This is a genomic window from Ruegeria sp. YTSC199 (assembly GCF_059609725.1).
The window spans coordinates 79,067-94,538 of sequence record NZ_JBXWMF010000014.1 but is presented as its reverse complement, the minus strand read 5'-3'; the positions used below and the strand labels follow the sequence as shown (position 1 = coordinate 94,538).

At 59.7% G+C, this 15,472-nt stretch carries 17 protein-coding genes; 8 read left to right on the top strand and 9 right to left on the bottom strand.

The features are described 5' to 3' along the window. Positions 1-8: 8 nt before the first annotated feature. Positions 9-926: a thioredoxin gene (gene trxA / locus AC2FEE_RS14670; protein WP_496866068.1), complete on the bottom strand. Its 918-nt coding sequence runs from the start codon at positions 924-926 to the stop codon at positions 9-11. Positions 927-1,002: 76 nt separating this feature from the next. Beyond that, positions 1,003-1,791, bottom strand: coding sequence for an exodeoxyribonuclease III (locus tag AC2FEE_RS14665; protein ID WP_496866067.1), 789 nt, complete (start codon positions 1,789-1,791; stop codon positions 1,003-1,005). A gap of 223 nt (positions 1,792-2,014) precedes the next feature. Between AC2FEE_RS14665 and AC2FEE_RS14660 the strand changes: the two genes are divergently transcribed. After that, positions 2,015-2,470, top strand: a complete 456-nt coding sequence (locus AC2FEE_RS14660) for a hypothetical protein (RefSeq protein ID WP_496866066.1) — start codon at positions 2,015-2,017, stop codon at positions 2,468-2,470. Between the two features lie 179 nt (positions 2,471-2,649). Here AC2FEE_RS14660 and AC2FEE_RS14655 read toward each other — a convergent pair whose 3' ends face one another. Continuing rightward, positions 2,650-3,336 carry a response regulator transcription factor gene (locus AC2FEE_RS14655; protein WP_170328103.1) on the bottom strand — a complete coding sequence of 229 codons (687 nt, stop codon included), beginning with the start codon at positions 3,334-3,336 and terminating at the stop codon, positions 2,650-2,652. A 161-nt stretch (positions 3,337-3,497) separates the two neighbouring features. Here AC2FEE_RS14655 and ribA point away from each other — a divergent pair, with 161 nt between their 5' ends. Both ribA and AC2FEE_RS14645 read left to right on the top strand, forming a co-directional pair. Further along, positions 3,498-4,592: a GTP cyclohydrolase II gene (ribA, locus tag AC2FEE_RS14650; RefSeq protein WP_496866065.1), complete on the top strand. Its 1,095-nt coding sequence runs from the start codon at positions 3,498-3,500 to the stop codon at positions 4,590-4,592. Next, the gene (locus AC2FEE_RS14645; RefSeq protein WP_496866064.1) at positions 4,589-5,089 is read left to right on the top strand and encodes a L,D-transpeptidase family protein; all 501 of its coding nucleotides are present in this window, start codon (positions 4,589-4,591) and stop codon (positions 5,087-5,089) included. The genes ribA and AC2FEE_RS14645 overlap by 4 nt, the downstream gene beginning before the upstream one ends. Here AC2FEE_RS14645 and AC2FEE_RS14640 read toward each other — a convergent pair. Together AC2FEE_RS14640 and AC2FEE_RS14635 are read right to left on the bottom strand one after the other, a co-directional pair. Continuing rightward, a complete protein-coding gene (locus AC2FEE_RS14640) occupies positions 5,073-5,732 on the bottom strand; it encodes a YggS family pyridoxal phosphate-dependent enzyme (protein WP_496866063.1) in 660 nt (219 codons plus the stop codon). The genes AC2FEE_RS14645 and AC2FEE_RS14640 overlap by 17 nt on opposite strands. Positions 5,733-5,835: 103 nt before the next feature. Further along, positions 5,836-6,894, bottom strand: coding sequence for a porin (locus AC2FEE_RS14635; RefSeq protein WP_496866062.1), 1,059 nt, complete (start codon positions 6,892-6,894; stop codon positions 5,836-5,838). A 283-nt stretch (positions 6,895-7,177) separates the two neighbouring features. Here AC2FEE_RS14635 and AC2FEE_RS14630 point away from each other — a divergent pair, with 283 nt between their 5' ends. The 4 genes from AC2FEE_RS14630 to holA all read left to right on the top strand — a co-directional run bounded on the left by AC2FEE_RS14630 (position 7,178) and on the right by holA (position 11,788). Beyond that, positions 7,178-7,663 carry a DUF3576 domain-containing protein gene (locus AC2FEE_RS14630; protein ID WP_496866061.1) on the top strand — a complete coding sequence of 162 codons (486 nt, stop codon included), beginning with the start codon at positions 7,178-7,180 and terminating at the stop codon, positions 7,661-7,663. Positions 7,664-7,735: 72 nt separating this feature from the next. Beyond that, positions 7,736-10,273: a leucine--tRNA ligase gene (gene leuS / locus AC2FEE_RS14625; protein ID WP_496866060.1), complete on the top strand. Its 2,538-nt coding sequence runs from the start codon at positions 7,736-7,738 to the stop codon at positions 10,271-10,273. After that, complete coding sequence (lptE, locus tag AC2FEE_RS14620) at positions 10,260-10,763, top strand: LPS assembly lipoprotein LptE (protein WP_496866059.1); 504 nt, start codon at positions 10,260-10,262, stop codon at positions 10,761-10,763. The genes leuS and lptE overlap by 14 nt, the downstream gene beginning before the upstream one ends. After that, entirely contained in the window at positions 10,760-11,788 is a 1,029-nt protein-coding gene (holA, locus tag AC2FEE_RS14615) for a DNA polymerase III subunit delta (RefSeq protein WP_496866058.1), read from the top strand. Before lptE ends, holA begins: the two co-directional genes overlap by 4 nt. On the opposite strand, the gene AC2FEE_RS14610 is transcribed toward holA, so the two are convergent. Next, positions 11,785-12,969: a TIGR03862 family flavoprotein gene (locus AC2FEE_RS14610; protein WP_496866057.1), complete on the bottom strand. Its 1,185-nt coding sequence runs from the start codon at positions 12,967-12,969 to the stop codon at positions 11,785-11,787. The two genes, holA and AC2FEE_RS14610, sit on opposite strands and share 4 nt — an antisense overlap. 48 nt (positions 12,970-13,017) lie before the next feature. On the opposite strand from AC2FEE_RS14610, the gene AC2FEE_RS14605 reads away from it, so the two are divergent. Further along, entirely contained in the window at positions 13,018-13,314 is a 297-nt protein-coding gene (locus AC2FEE_RS14605; RefSeq protein ID WP_496866056.1) for an HNH endonuclease, read from the top strand. On the opposite strand, the gene AC2FEE_RS14600 is transcribed toward AC2FEE_RS14605, so the two are convergent. Genes AC2FEE_RS14600 through AC2FEE_RS14590 form a run of 3 tightly spaced genes read right to left on the bottom strand, consistent with a single transcriptional unit; the run spans position 13,315 to position 15,397 of the window. Then, positions 13,315-14,052 (bottom strand): VOC family protein, encoded by a 738-nt coding sequence (locus AC2FEE_RS14600; protein WP_496866055.1) that lies wholly within the window; start codon positions 14,050-14,052, stop codon positions 13,315-13,317. Beyond that, positions 14,049-14,657, bottom strand: a complete 609-nt coding sequence (locus tag AC2FEE_RS14595) for an enoyl-CoA hydratase/isomerase family protein (RefSeq protein WP_496866054.1) — start codon at positions 14,655-14,657, stop codon at positions 14,049-14,051. The genes AC2FEE_RS14600 and AC2FEE_RS14595 overlap by 4 nt, the downstream gene beginning before the upstream one ends. Continuing rightward, positions 14,654-15,397, bottom strand: a complete 744-nt coding sequence (locus tag AC2FEE_RS14590; RefSeq protein WP_496866114.1) for an SDR family oxidoreductase — start codon at positions 15,395-15,397, stop codon at positions 14,654-14,656. Before AC2FEE_RS14590 ends, AC2FEE_RS14595 begins: the two co-directional genes overlap by 4 nt. Positions 15,398-15,472 lie beyond the last annotated feature (75 nt).

The following is a 15,472-nucleotide window of genomic DNA, read 5'->3' as shown; positions in this document are numbered from 1 at the left end:
ATCCCGAATTAGGCAAATATCATCGAACTGAGTTTACGGCGACCGTTCAGGACAATCGGATCATTGGGCTTGAGCGCGTCGAAGATGGTAAACAGCTGCGCCTTGGCGGCGCCGTCATTCCATTCGCGGTCGCGGCGGAACAGTTCCAACAGCTGCCCAACGGCTTCTTCCACATCGCCATTGGCGTGCAGCGCTTGCGCCAGATCGAACCGTGCCTGATGGTTGTCAGGTTCCGCCTCAACCGCTGCAGTCAGTTCGGCCACGGGGCCGGCATCCGCGGCCTGCTTGGCCAGCTCCAATTGCGCGTGGGCGGCTTCCAACTCGACCGAGTTGGATATCTCGGCTGGTGCACCGTTCAGGATTGCCTCGGCCTGTTCCAGATCACCGGTCGCGATATGCGCGCGCGCCAGCCCGCCATAGGCTGTGGCATTGTTCGGATCTTCGCCCAAAATGGCAGCAAAAGTCTGAGCCGCGTCAGTGGCCGCGCCTTCTGACAGCATTTCTTCAGCGGCCTGAATGGCGTCGTCCAGTTGCCCGCCGGGGCTTTCACCGCCCGCGGCCTCGATCACACGGTCGACAAACGCCTTGATCTCGGACCCCGGCACAGCACCCTGAAACCCATCAACGGGCTGGCCCTTGAAGAACGCGTACACGGTCGGGATCGACTGGATGCGCAGTTGCGCGGCGATCGTCTGCGCCTCGTCCACGTTGATCTTGACCATCTTCACCGCACCCTTAGCGGCGGTCACTGCCTCTTCCAGCAATGGCCCGAGCGTCTTGCAGGGGCCACACCAAGGCGCCCAAAAATCGACGATGACCGGAGTCACCTGAGAGGTTTCGACCACATCGGCCATGAACGTGGCCTCGGTTCCGTCCTTGATCAGATCAGTTGCCTCGGGGCTGGCAGCAGCGTTCAGAAGGTCCATGGCATTCACTCTCCGGTTCGAACTCGCGCCCTATATGCAACCGCTTGTTGCAGAAACCAAGGGCCGAGTTACGCAATTACAGGTCGAAACTGGCAAAAACAGGGGCGTGGTCGCTGGGTTTCTCCCACCCACGCGCGTCACGCAGGATACGGCTGGAATTACCCGCGTTCGAGATATCGGGCGTGGCCCAGACATGATCCAGCCGCCGCCCCTTGTCCGCTGCATCCCAATCGCGGGCGCGATAAGACCACCAGCTATAAAGCTGCCCCTCGGGGATGTCCTGCCGGGTGATATCCACCCAGCCGCCCGCATCCTGCGTTTCTGCCAGCGCCTCAACCTCGATTGGTGTGTGCGAGACGACCTTAAGCAGTTGTTTGTGCGACCAGACGTCATCCTCACGCGGGGCAATGTTCAGGTCACCGACCAGAATGGATTTTTCCGGCTTTTCCGCATGAAACCAGTCGCGCATATCGGTCAGGTAATCGAGCTTTTGCCCGAATTTCTCATTCACCTCACGATCCGGAACATCACCGCCTGCGGGGACGTAGAAGTTGTGGATGGTGACACCGTTCTCCAATCGCCCGGCGATATGGCGTGCATGGCCGAGACCAGCGAAGTCCTTGTCGCCCACCTCTTCCATCGGCAGACGCGACAGGATGGCGACGCCGTTATAACCCTTTTGCCCACGGGCAATCATGTGGGTGTAGCCCAGCTCGGCGAACCCTTCAGTCGGAATCTTTTCGACCGGAGATTTGCATTCCTGCAGACACAGAACATCCGGCGCCTCTTCCTGAAGAAGTTTCAGCACGATGGGCTCACGCAGGCGGACCGAGTTGATGTTCCAGGTGGCAAGGGTAAAGGGCATGGGGGATTCCTCTGTCGCGGTTGGCGCAGACTAGCGTGACGTTTCGCCCGGCACCATGGGAAATGACAGAGACAATTGTGTTTTGAAATCGACACCGCGGCGAGCGCTCTGACCGCGATTTCTCCTACATGAAGCGTAGATGAAATTGCCTTTATGTATCAACGCCAGCATAGAAATCGAAGTCTCCGCCCCCAACATCTATGGAAAGAAAATGGAGGAGATCATGACCAAATTTAAGACACTTGGCGCCGCCGCTCTGGCCAGCACCTTTGCTTTTGCCACCCTTGCCGCCGCCGAAAACGCACCCGACCTGCGCGGGATCTGGAATGGCACCCACACAGTTGCCGCCCTGCCCAACGAACACAGCGACGGGGCACCGCGTTTCAACCAGTCCGAATGGGTTCTGGAGATAAAAGAACAACAGGACAATGCATTCTGGGGTACCAGCAAATGGAGCCGCATCGGCTCGGATCGTTGGAACGAAGGTCAGGTGACCGGAACAATCAGCCGCGATGGCTCGGGTACGATTGCCATGGTCGAAAGTCGCACTGGCGAAGACCGCAAAGTGAACGGTCTGATTGATGCCACCTTTGAAGATGGCAAAATCTATGCTGATTTCCGCAGCCTCCGCAGTGGCATGACCTACGGCACTATCCTGGAGAAAGATGGAACCAGTTAACCTATTCCCCGAGGTGGCAGATTTGCTTTCTCTTCAATCAATTTAAAGAAAAAAAGCCGGGCCATCAGGCCCGGCAGTCCAACAGGGAGGTGCATGTCATAACCCGGACATGCGCGGGTTGGGAGCAATCTAATCACACATCCAGAGTATCACTTTGATCCACGTCAATCCACAACCAGTTAAGAGACGAGCCTATATCCACCCGATTCTGTGACCAAAAGGCGCGCATTGGACGGATCGGGCTCAATCTTCTGGCGCAGGCGATAGATATGCGTTTCAAGTGTGTGGGTGGTGACACCGGCGTTATAGCCCCAGACCTCGTGCAACAGCACGTCTCGGGCAACGACGCCATCGGTCGAGCGGTACAGAAACTTGAGAATGTTGGTTTCTTTCTCGGTCAGCCGGATTTTGCGATCGTCTTCGGTTATCAGCATCTTCATCGCAGGCTTGAACGTGTAGGGACCCAGAACAAACACCGCATCCTCGGACTGTTCATGCTGGCGCAACTGCGCCCGGATACGGGCCAGCAGGACCGGGAACTTGAACGGTTTGGAAACATAGTCGTTGGCGCCCGCATCAAGACCCAGAATAGTATCGGCGTCGCTGTCATGGCCGGTCAGCATCAGGATCGGGCTTTTGACACCTTGCTTGCGCATCAGGCGGCACAATTCACGCCCGTCAGTATCCGGCAGGCCGACATCCAGAATGACCAGATCATAAATCGCTTCGCGCGCACGCTCCATCGCGGACGCCCCGTCATGAGCTTCGAACACGTCGAAGTCCTCGGTCATCACAAGTTGCTCACTAAGCGCCTCGCGCAGGTCTTCGTCGTCATCCACCAGCAGGATTTTCTTGAGCTGAGCCATGTGCGGTCCTCCTAAGCCTTTTCCACCACTTGCGCGCAGAAGATGCAATCAACAAGGTTTGCTGCAATGGTTTCACGCCCTCGTGTCTGACGCGGAGGAAATGTTTCACATTTCCGTCTTATCAGGCTACAGGAAGGCCGGATGGTTACAGGGTAACACAGATGAGTCTTGTCCCGGATATTTCAGAATTGCTGGCGCGGGCCCGCGCGGATCTGCGTATGGGCGTTCCAGTTGCCCTGACCGATGACAGCGGTTTCAGCGTACTGGCCGTTGCCACCGAGACACTGAGCGCCCAGCGGCTTGCTGATCTGCGCGGCCTTGGCGGCGAACCTGCGGTCGCCGTCACCGTGCGCCGGGCCGAGACGCTAAAGGCGCGGGCCTATGACGGTGATCTGGCCCGGGTGATCATCCCGGCAGATGCGGATATCAGCTGGGTTCAGGCCGTGGCCGATCCATCGGACGATCTGAACGCACCAATGAAAGGCCCCCTGATGACCGAGCGTCAGGGAAACGCCAACCTGCACCGCATCGCCATCGCCCTGACCAAATCCGCACGCCTGCTGCCTGCGGCGGTTGTTCTTCCCATCGAGAATGGGCGCAACTTTGCCGCGACGCATGGCCTGACATGCATCGACCACACTCGCGCCGCGCCGCATCTGGCGGATCGCAGCGCCCTGCATGAGGTGGTCGCGGCGCGCCTGCCGATGGAAGTCTCCGAGGCCGGACGGTTGCATGTGTTTCGTCCCGAGGACGGTGGTGAAGAGCATTACGCCGTCGAAATAGGTCGCCCTGATCGCGGCAAGCCGGTTCTCGCGCGGCTGCATTCTGCCTGTTTCACTGGTGACCTGATGGGCAGCCTGAAATGCGATTGTGGGCCTCAGTTGCGGGGCGCACTGGCGCAGATGGGCTCGGAAGGGGCCGGGGTGCTGCTGTACCTCAACCAAGAGGGTCGAGGGATAGGTCTGGCCAACAAGATGCGCGCCTATTTTCTGCAGGACCAAGGCTTTGACACTGTCGAGGCCAATCACCGACTGGGTTTCGAAGACGATGAGCGTGATTTTCGCCTGGGCTCGGATATCCTGAAATCACTGGGATTCAACTCGGTTCGGCTGCTGACCAACAATCCTGCGAAAATCGCCATGATGGAGAAAACCGGGATCGCTGTAAACGAACGCGTGCCCCTGAAGGTTGGTGAAACGGCCCATAACCGCGGGTACCTGGCGACCAAGGCGGCCAAGTCAGGGCACCTGCTTTGACGCCTGACGATCTGGTACTGACCCCGCGCGGCGTTAGGTTTGCCGGTCGGGTCTTTCCTTGTTCGATTGGCAAAGGCGGCTTGGCAAGTTCAAAACGCGAAGGGGACGGTGCGACACCGATGGGTACGCATCACATCGTCGGGGTGCTGTACCGGCCGGACCGGATTGCAAAACCATCTGAGTGGGCGATCCCCATCGGTCCGCGGGACCTGTGGTCGGATGACGTGCGGGATCATCACTATAACAACCTCGTCACCGCACCCTATACCTTCAGCCATGAAAAACTGCGCCGCGCCGATCCCCTGTATGATCTGGTGCTGATCACCGACTGGAACTGGCCCAATGCCGTGCCCGGCCACGGATCGGCAATCTTTATTCACCAGTGGCGCCGCCCCGGTTATCCGACCGAGGGCTGCGTTGCATTCCGCCGCGACCACCTGCATTGGATCGCTGGCAAGGTCTCGCTGGGTGCGCGGCTGATTATCCCTCCGGCTTGATCCGCTCACCGAAGATGGCGGACCCCACGCGCACATGCGTCGCGCCAAGTGCGATGGCCTGTTCGAAATCTCCGCTCATACCCATCGACAGGCCCTGAAGACCGTTGCGCTCGGCAATCTTTGCCAGCAGGGCAAAATGCAGCGACGGTTCCTCGTCAACCGGTGGAATGCACATCAACCCCTGAATTGGCAGATCCAGTTCCCGGCATTCGGCGATAAAGGCGTCCGCGTCGGCAGGTAGGATACCGGCCTTTTGCTCCTCTTCCCCGGTATTGACCTGAATGAGCAGCTCCGGGCAGGAACCGACCTCCTGCGCCAGCCGGGCCAGTGTCTTGGCCAGCTTGGGCCGATCGACGGAATGGATGGTGCTGAACAACTCCATCGCCTGCCGGGCCTTGTTGGTTTGCAGCGGTCCGATTAGGTGCAGATCCACATCCGGGTATCGCGCGGTGAAGCCCGGCCATTTGCCTGCCGCCTCTTGCACCCGGTTTTCACCGAAGCACCGGTGTCCCTGATCCAGAACAGCCTGCACACGCGCGTCCGGTTGCACCTTGGACACCGCGATCAGTTTAACGGATCCCGCGGCCCGCCCTGCGGCAGATTCGGCTTTAGCGATTCGGACAGTGATATCTTGCAGCGACATTGGTTTCCTCAATCTGCTTTCCGCGCAGGAAAACACCATGTCGGCACAAAAGAAAAGGGCAGGCCCGAAGACCTGCCCTAAAACCTTCCGGTTTCAGATCAACTTAGAAGTTGAACTGTGCACCGAAGTCAGCTTGGATGCGGCTGTCGTCGCAAACGTCGCAGTCGTTGACGCCGATACCACCGCGCAGCGATGCACCGCCGCCCAGGTCGTAGATGGCACCGATTGCGACTTCTTGCGTGTCAGCGTCGGCATTACCGTCACCGTAGGTGAACAGCAGGGTGGTTGCGGCGCCCAGGTTGTAAGCAGCCGACAGACCCCATGCGGTGCCGTCAGTTGCGTCAACTTCTGTCGCGTCGTCTGCAACAAACAGGGTACCGTTGAAATCACCCCATTCGCCACCCAGGGTCAGAACGGTCAGGCTCGGATCGCTACCACCGCCCGGCAGATCGGTTTGACCATAGGCCACGGCAGCTGTGATGTTGTTGAAGGTGTAAGTTGCGCTTACGTCCCAACGGTCAGCGTCTTGCGCGTTGCCGTTAATGGCCACAGTCTGCTGGTCGTACGATGCGCCAAAGGCGAAGTCGCCAACTGCGTACTGGAAGAACACAGCGTTCGAACCCGGGTTGTCGCCCGAAACGTAGCTCAGGAAGCTGTAATCAACGCCCGAGTACTGACCTGCGAACAGTTCCAGACCAACTTCGTTACCGTAGTAGTTTGCGAGGTTGTCGAACGAACCAGCGACGTTGCCGGCGTCAACACGCAGACCGCCGTAGATAACCGAGAAACGTGCGCCGTTCAGACGAGCGTTGTTGGCTTCGCCGTTGGCCGCGTTTTCGTCGGCTTGCATACGAACACGAGCTTCAAAGCGAACGCCACCGTCGGTTTCGGTGAAACCGTCGATGTTCAGACGGAAGCGCGAGACCAGGATTGCATCGTCGGTGTCAACGACTGCAGTTCCGGTGGTGGTTTGACCAGTGTTCACGGCACCGCCAGTGGTGGTGGTGGTCACGCCAGTGTTGAAGTTAGTAACAGCACCGGCACGGTCTTCCAGGTAGCCGATACCAAAACGGCCGTAACCGCTGAAGTTAATTCCGGATTCAGCCGCTGCGACACCTGCGGTCGCGATCAGAGCGGTCGATGCGAAGAGAACTTTTTTCATCTTGTTTCCCTCGGTTTCAAAAGTTTTTCTACTCGACACATGCCTCAGCACATGTCTCAGCACGGGAACCGTTTCGCTCTTTTTGCCCCTGACACGCAAGCTTGGCATAAATGAATGGATCGCATTGGCACAAAATTGGTGCAAGGATGCCACAGTCGGTTTTGAGGGCTGGACCGGGGCCAAACCCACGAGAATGCGACAATAATAGGGTTGTTGCTGAACGGGTCCTTGTCTAGGAGTAACATCTGACAACGTAGAGCAAAGTGAACAGGACCAGTCGACAATGCGCCTGCAGACGATTTTCGGTTTGATCATAGTGACTGCAGCCATGTCGGCCTGCGGAGAGAATCGGGGGGCCACGCCGAATCCAAAGTCATTGGCTACCGGCGGCAATTCCGAGGAGCAAGAGCTCAACGACCCGGAGCGTTCGACCATATGGGATGTGTTCAACACCGCCAATGCCGAGCAAATTACAAATGTGAATCGCTACCTGTGGGCTGCGTCGCTGGATGTGCTGAACTTCCTGCCTGTTCAGGAGGTCGATCCGTTTACCGGTGTAATCGTAACAGGTTACGGTACGCCTCCGGGTGGCGGACGCCAATACCGTGCGACCGTACACATCAGTGACCCGGCGCTGGCGGCGCGCTCTTTGTCGGTGTCGCTGCAGACCAGCGGCGGCGCTCCGGTCAGTGCGGCTACGGCACGCGCGGTCGAAGATGCTATCCTGTCCCGCGCCCGGCAGCTACGCATCGCGGACAACAAGTTCTAGCAACCCGCCGAAAATCACACTAATACCACGCCGGGTTCCTACCCGGCGTTTTCATTCACGAAGGACCGCACGATGTCTCGCTACTCGGCCAACGAAATCGAAGCAAAATGGCAAGAGGCCTGGGACAAGGCCGGGATCTTCAACGCCAACCGCGCAGCGGACAAGCCGAAATACTATGTGCTTGAGATGTTTCCCTACCCCTCGGGCCGGATCCATATGGGGCATGTGCGCAACTATACGATGGGCGACGTGATCGCGCGACACAAACTGGCGACCGGCCACAACGTACTGCACCCGATGGGCTGGGATGCGTTCGGGATGCCTGCGGAAAACGCCGCCATGGCCATCGGCGGCCACCCCAAGGACTGGACCTATGGCAATATCGCCGACATGCGCGGACAGATGAAGCCGCTGGGACTGTCAATCGATTGGTCGCGCGAGTTCGCCACTTGTGACCCTGAGTATTATGGCCAGCAGCAGGCGTTGTTCCTGGATATGCTCGAAGCCGGGCTGGTTTACCGCAAGAACGCCGTGGTGAACTGGGACCCGGTCGACATGACCGTTCTGGCTAATGAACAAGTGGAGAACGGCCGTGGCTGGCGTTCAGGCGCCTTGGTGGAACGGCGTGAACTGACCCAATGGTTCTTCAAGATTTCTGACTATTCCGAAGAACTGCTGGACGCGCTGGACACGCTGGAGAACTGGCCCGCCAAAGTGCGTCTGATGCAGGAAAACTGGATCGGCAAGTCGCGCGGCCTGCAGTTCGGGTTCGAACGCACCGACGGAGGTGAGCCAATCACTGTTTATACGACTCGCCCCGATACGCTGCTGGGCGCGTCTTTCGTCGGCATCTCGCCGGACCACCCGATTGCAAAGCAGCTTGAAGCGGAAAACCCCGAAATTGCTGATTTTGTTGCCGAATGCCGCAAGGGTGGTACCACCGAAGAGGCCATCGAAACCGCTGAGAAGCTGGGCTATGACACCGGGATTCGCGTCAAGCACCCGCTTGATCCGAATTGGGAACTGCCAGTCTGGATCGCCAACTTCATCCTGATGGATTACGGAACCGGCGCGATCTTCGCCTGCCCGGCGCACGACCAACGCGACCTCGACTTCTGCAGAAAATACGGGTTGCCCGTGGTGGACACCTTCTTTGCGCTAGACGATGACACACCAGTCGACAAGATCGCATTCGTCCCACCGAAAACCGAGAAAGTTCGCTGGGTGAACCACTTTGCCGGTCTTACCGAGGCGACCGGCGAAGAAGCTATCAACGCCACTGTCGATTTCGCTGAAAAAGCAGGTTGGGGCGAAGGCGTAACCAAGTACCGACTGCGCGACTGGGGTCTGTCCCGTCAGCGTTACTGGGGCTGCCCGATTCCCGTCGTGCATTGCGAATCCTGCGGTGTCGTACCAGAGAAAAAGGAAAACCTGCCGGTTCGGCTGCCCGACGATGTCACCTTTGACAAACCGGGCAACCCGCTGGACCGCCACCCGACATGGCGCGACTGCGCTTGCCCGTCCTGCGGAGCGCCTGCCAAGCGCGAAACCGATACGATGGACACGTTCGTCGATTCGTCATGGTATTTCGCCCGTTTCACCGCGCCGCGTGCCGAAACACCGACCGATCTGGGCGAGGCCGAATACTGGATGAATGTGGACCAGTATATAGGTGGGATTGAGCACGCGATCCTCCACCTGCTCTATTCCCGATTCTTCGCGAGGGCGATGAACATCACCGGCCATCTGCCGAAAAAGGCCATCGAACCGTTTGATGCTTTGTTCACTCAAGGCATGGTGACACACGAAATCTACCAGACCCGCGACGCTAATGGTCGCCCGGTCTATCACCTGCCTGAGGATGTCACCGACGGCAAACTGGCTGACGGTACCGAGGTTGAGATCATACCCTCGGCCAAAATGTCCAAATCCAAGAAAAACGTGGTGGACCCGGTCAGCATCATCTCGGCCTTTGGCGCTGACACTGCACGCTGGTTCGTGCTGTCCGATTCGCCGCCCGAGCGGGACGTGGAATGGACGGCCGCGGGTGCCGAGGCCGCTTACAAGCACCTCAATCGCGTTTGGAACCTCTGCGACAAGATCGGCGCACTGAAGCCCGATGCAGCCGGTGAAGGGGATGAAGATCTGCTGCGCGAGATGCACAAAACCATCCGCGACGTGACATTGGGCGTTGAAAGCTTTGGCTTCAATGCAGCCATCGCCAAGCTTTACGCCTTTACCAATACGTTAGCAAAATCCAAGGCTGGTGCTGCGGCTCAAAAGCAGGCGATCAAGACACTGGCGCAGTTGATGTCGCCAATGACACCGCATCTGGCCGAAGACATTTGGGCGCATCAGGGCGGGGAAGGCCTGGTGGCGGTCGCGCCGTGGCCGGTCGCGGATGAGGCAATGCTGGTTGATGACACCGTCACTCTGCCGATCCAGATAAACGGCAAGCGCCGCGCGGAAATCAGCGTCGCCAAGGATCTGGCCAAGGATGAGGTTGAAAAAATCGCGCTCAGCACCGAAGCTGTACAAAAGGCGCTGGATGGCAATGCGCCGAAGAAGGTAATTGTTGTCCCGGGCCGGATCGTGAATGTCGTTGTTTAATCGCAGAACCCTTTTGTTGATGCCGCTGGCTGCCTGTTTTCTGGGGGCCGCCTGCGGCTTTGAACCGGTCTACGCACCCGGCGGTTCAGGCGCGGCCCTCAATGGTCAGGTCGCTGTCTCGGCCCCGAATTCGGTCGACAGCTATATGCTGGTTCAGAATCTGGAACAGCGTCTGGGCCGCAGCGCGAATTCGGGCAACGAGTACAATCTGGATGTGAACGTTTCGACCGCATTCCGGTCGGCTGCGATCACTACAACGAACGAGACCAACCGCTATACCATCGAAGGCCGGGCGAATTACGCGCTTAGATCGAATGCGACCGGTCAGGTCGTTGCGTCCGGCACGGTCAACAATTTTGTCGGCTATTCGGCCGCCGGATCGACCGTGTCCACGCTGGCCGATGAACGCGATGCCAGAGAACGGCTGATGGTGATTCTTTCGGATCAGATCATAGCTGAGCTCTACGCCGCGCCGGGTCTTGGCACATGAAGCTCAGCCCGCGCGAGGCTGAGGGGTATTTTGCCCGACCAGACGCCAACAAGGCAGGGCTGCTGATCTACGGCGCGGATGCAATGCGCGTGGCGCTGAAACGGCAGCAGGTTCTGGCCGCTCTGCTGGGCGCCAACGCCGAAGAGGAAATGCGCCTGACCCGTATGCCGGGCGCGGATTTGCGCGGTGACCCGGCCCTATTGCTGGACGCGGTCAAGGCGGTTGGATTCTTCCCCGGGCCGCGTGCCGTTTTTGTCGAGGACACCACCGATGTCGCCGCCCCCGCGATTCTCACCGCATTCGAGGACTGGGCTCCGGGCGATGCCCAGATCATCGTCACCGCCGGGCAACTGAAGCCCAGCTCGAAAATCCGCAAGGCGTTCGAGGCGCATCCGGCGGCCTATGCGGTCGGCATCTATGATGATCCCCCTTCGCGCGGTGAGATCGAGCGGATTTTGACCGAGGCCGGTTTACAGAACATCCCACGCGATTCGATGTCGGCGCTTGCGGAGTTGGCCACAGGGATCAGCCCTGGAGATTTCGCGCAAACCATTGAAAAACTGTCCCTGTACAAACGCGGTGACAGTTCGGAACTGACCATGGAGGATATCGAAGCCTGCGCGCCCCGCTCGACCGAGGCGGCGTTGGACGATGTTCTGAACGTGGTCGCCGAAGGCCGCGCGGGCGAGATCGGCCCGCTGATCCGGCGAATGCAGTCGCAGGGCACCAACGCGGTCAGCCTGTGTATTGGTGCGACCCGGCATTTTCGGACTCTATACGCCTGTGCATCCGACCCGGGCGGGGCACCGCAGGGCATCGGTAAGCTGCGACCGCCGGTCTACGGCAAACGCCGCGACCGGATTCTGCGGCAGGCGCAGGGTTGGGGCGCAACGAAACTGCAAATCGCTTTGACCGTTCTTACCGATACCGACCTATCGCTGCGATCGGCGGGCCAAACCGCCCCCGCAATGGCACTGGTCGAACGCGCCATGATCCGCCTGGCGATGCTGGCCCGATCACGCTAGCCGGCGCGGTTCAGCCAGTCTGCGGCGGAGCGCCCCGCCCATTTCCCGGTCGCCATGCAAGCGGTCAGCAGATACCCACCGGTCGGGGCTTCCCAGTCCAGCATCTCTCCGGCGCAGAACACTCCGGGCAACGCAGTCAGCATCAGCCCGTCGTCCAATGCGGATCGCCTGACACCGCCTGCCGTTGAAATTGCTTCATCCATCGGACGAAGGCCTGCGTGGCGGATCGGCAGGTGCTTTAATGCATCGCTCCATTGCGCTTGGGGCAAAGCATTGGCCTTAGCCATCTCGTGGAACAGAGCAACTTTTTGCGGCAGCAGACGGAGCGACTTTTTCAACCACTGCGACAGCGTGGTCTTGGTTTTCTTGGAAGACAGGCGGGCCTTGAGCACCTCTGCGCTCAGATCAGGCACCAGATCAACAAACAGAGGCTCCCCAGCTCGCAGGGCCGGGGTCAAAGAATACGGCCCCCCACCTTCGAGACCTTTGGTCGATATCGTTGCCTCGCCCCGACTGTCCAGTTCCCCGGCCATCCAGCGCACCGACTTCAAAGCGGCACCGTAATGGGGCTGCATGTGAGGGCTCCAATCGACGGACAGGGCCGAATTCGAAGGTTCGAACGGTGCAAGTTCCACAGATTTGTCCTGCAAGGTTTGCGCCCACTGGCCATCCGACCCCAGCCGCGCCCAACTGGCCCCGCCCAGCGCAAGCACGGTGACATCTGGCGTGATCGCCTGCCGTCCTTCCACTGTCTCGAACAACAGCGCATCACTGTCCCACCCCAGCCAACGCCAGCGCGTTCTGATCTTCACGCCTGCGCTTTCAAGCCTCCTCAGCCACGTGCGCAACAAAGGTGAGGCTTTCATCACAGTGGGAAACACCCGACCTGTCGAACCGGTAAACACGTCCTGCCCCAGCCCCCGTGCCCAGTCCTGCACACCGGCGGCATCGAACGCGGCAATCATCGGATGCAACCAGTCCGACGCCGCGCCATAGGCCTGCAGAAAGGTCTCGAACGGTTCATCCTTGGTCAGGTTCAGTCCCGACTTCCCGGCCATCAGAAACTTGCGCGCAACGGAAGGTTTGGCCTCGGCCACCAGCACATCATGGCCCGCAGCGGCCAGTTCCTCCGCCGCCATCAGGCCTGCGGGCCCGGCCCCGATTACCACTGCCTGCGCCATTGCCGTACTCTTGCCTTCCGCGCCACCTGGCGCAAATTAGTCCCTGCCATGCCGATTAGTGATCCAATCTGTCCGCTTTGTGACCGCCCCATCCCCGATGGGGGCGGCAGCCTGCACCATCTGATCCCAAAACTCAAAGGGGGCAAGGGCGGACCCACGGTTTTGTTGCACATCATCTGCCACAAAGAGGTGCACGCCACCTTGTCCGAGGCCGAACTGGCGCGCGAGTTCTATACGGTCGAAGCCCTGCGCGCCCACCCACGGTTGAACAAATTCCTGAACTGGGTCCGCAAACGTCCGCCCGGGTTTCGTTCGAAAGTGCCGGGCAAGCGGCGCGGTCGGTGATCAGCCGGGTCGCACCGGGTCACCAAAAGCATCGCGGAGAAAACTCGTCAGCCCTTGCACTTCCAACCCCCGATAATCCGGTGCCGGTGCAAACTGCGCCCCGGCAAGGTGTTGAAATTCCAGCGTTGTATAGGGACGTTTCCACAGCCATTCCCGGTTTTCAACCGACCAGAGGTCCGGGTTCGGCGGAACCTCATCAGTGAAGGCATAGAAATGCAGGTCAAAACCGTACTGGCCCACATCCTGCACCGACAAAAGGCGCATTCCCTGCGCGCGGCAGAACGTATCTTCGGCGGCGATATCACCGGTGCGCAAGGTAATCTGGCCGATACAGGCTTTGGAGAAAGGCTCGGTCGGGTCGGCGGCATTTTCGGGGCGGTTGCCCTTGAAATCATGTTGCAGCAGTTCGATCACAAAGCCTTCGGGGTCTTTCAGGTGGCACATATATCCGATGTCGAGGAATTGTTTCGGGTTCGAGACCTCGATTCCTTTCTGGCGCAGATACGCGGCGGCTAGATCGACATCCGGCACGGTGATCCCGATCTTCCAGTATCTCTGCCCACCGTCATGGGTGTATCCGCCGCCGCCCGGCATCAACAGCAGGTCGGCGTCCTTTCCGCCATAGCCAACGCGGCGGTTCGACCCTTGGGCCCGCCCGGTCATGCCCAGAACATCCGCGTAAAACGCATTCAGCCGGTCGGGATCAGCGACACGAAGCAGCGCAGCAGACAATCTCATCGGCACATCCTTGCAATACCGGCGGCAATCCCCGGGTCGGCGGCCAGACTGTCTGCCACCAGCTCATGCGCCGTTGGTATCAGCCTGTCAGGAGCAACCACGCGATCTACCAGACCGAAGGCACAGGCTTCATCGGCGCCGATCTTCTGCCCGCCCATCAAAATCATCTTGGTCCGCGCCGGGCCAATCAATGCGGCCATACGTACCGGGTCCGAGGGTTGCGGCAGAAAACCCAGCTTCATGACCGGATAAAAGAACTTGGCCTGCGGCACCGCAATGCGAATGTCGCAGGCCAGCACCATTCCATTGGCCCCGCCCGCAAGCGTTCCGTTCAGGGCGGCCACCGTCAGGCACGGCAAAGCAGCGACGGCACCGGACACCCTTTCCCACACGTCCGAGGTTGCTAGACCAGCGCGCGCCTCGTCCAGATCGGCCCCGGCGCTGAACACCTTGCCCGCACCCGTCAGGATCAGGGCGCGCGCCTCGGTCGCGGCCTCGGCGATCTCGGCCAGTTCGGTCAGCATCGCTTCGGTCAAGGCATTGGCCTTTTGCGGTTTGTTGAGCGTGACGGTCCACAACCCGCCTTCCTCGGTCAGTTCGATCACGTTAGCCCAACCCTTTGCCGGATGTCTTCGCGCCGAAGCGAGATTTCGGTGCCCAGGAATTCGTCCGCATCCGCCGAGCACATCCACAACAGTGCTCGCGCGGGCCAATCTGCGGGGATGTGATCGCTCCAGTCCAGTTGGCTGACCGCGTTGATACCGCTGGCCTTGATGGCACGCTGCATATCCGTGGCCACGGTACCCGGCGACAGGCCCATGGCGCGGATGCCGTGAATGGATTCCTCAAGATGCAGGCATTCGGTCAGCATCTTGGCCCCCGCCTTGGAAGCGCAGTAATGGCTCCACGCCTCAATCGGGTTGGACGCTGCCCCCGAGGACACGGTGATCACTGTGCCCCCGCCTGCGGCGCGCATGAGGGGCAAAGCCGCACGCATCCCGTAGAAAACGCCCTTGAGGTTGATATCGATGGCCGCGCTCCAGGCCGCGACATCGGCGTTGGACAAATGGAAGATCGGATCGATGACGCCAGCATTTCCGATCAGAACGTCCAGCCCGCCGAACCGGTCGACACAATCGGCAACTGCCTGTTCGACTTGTACGAAATCGCTGACATCACATTGCAGCGCGATGGCGTTTTCGCCCAGCGCGTCAGCCAGCGACCCGATCTGATCCCGGTTCCGCGCCACCAAAGCAACATTTGCCCCGGCTGCGGCAAATACGCGCCCTGCCTCTGCCCCAATGCCGCGGCTGGCCCCTGTTATCAGTACGGTTTTCCCCTGCATACGATCCCTGTAGCTCCGTTGTTTTGAGATTGTGTGATTCTCTACCGCGCCAAAGGGGAACGGGTCCAGCCCTTG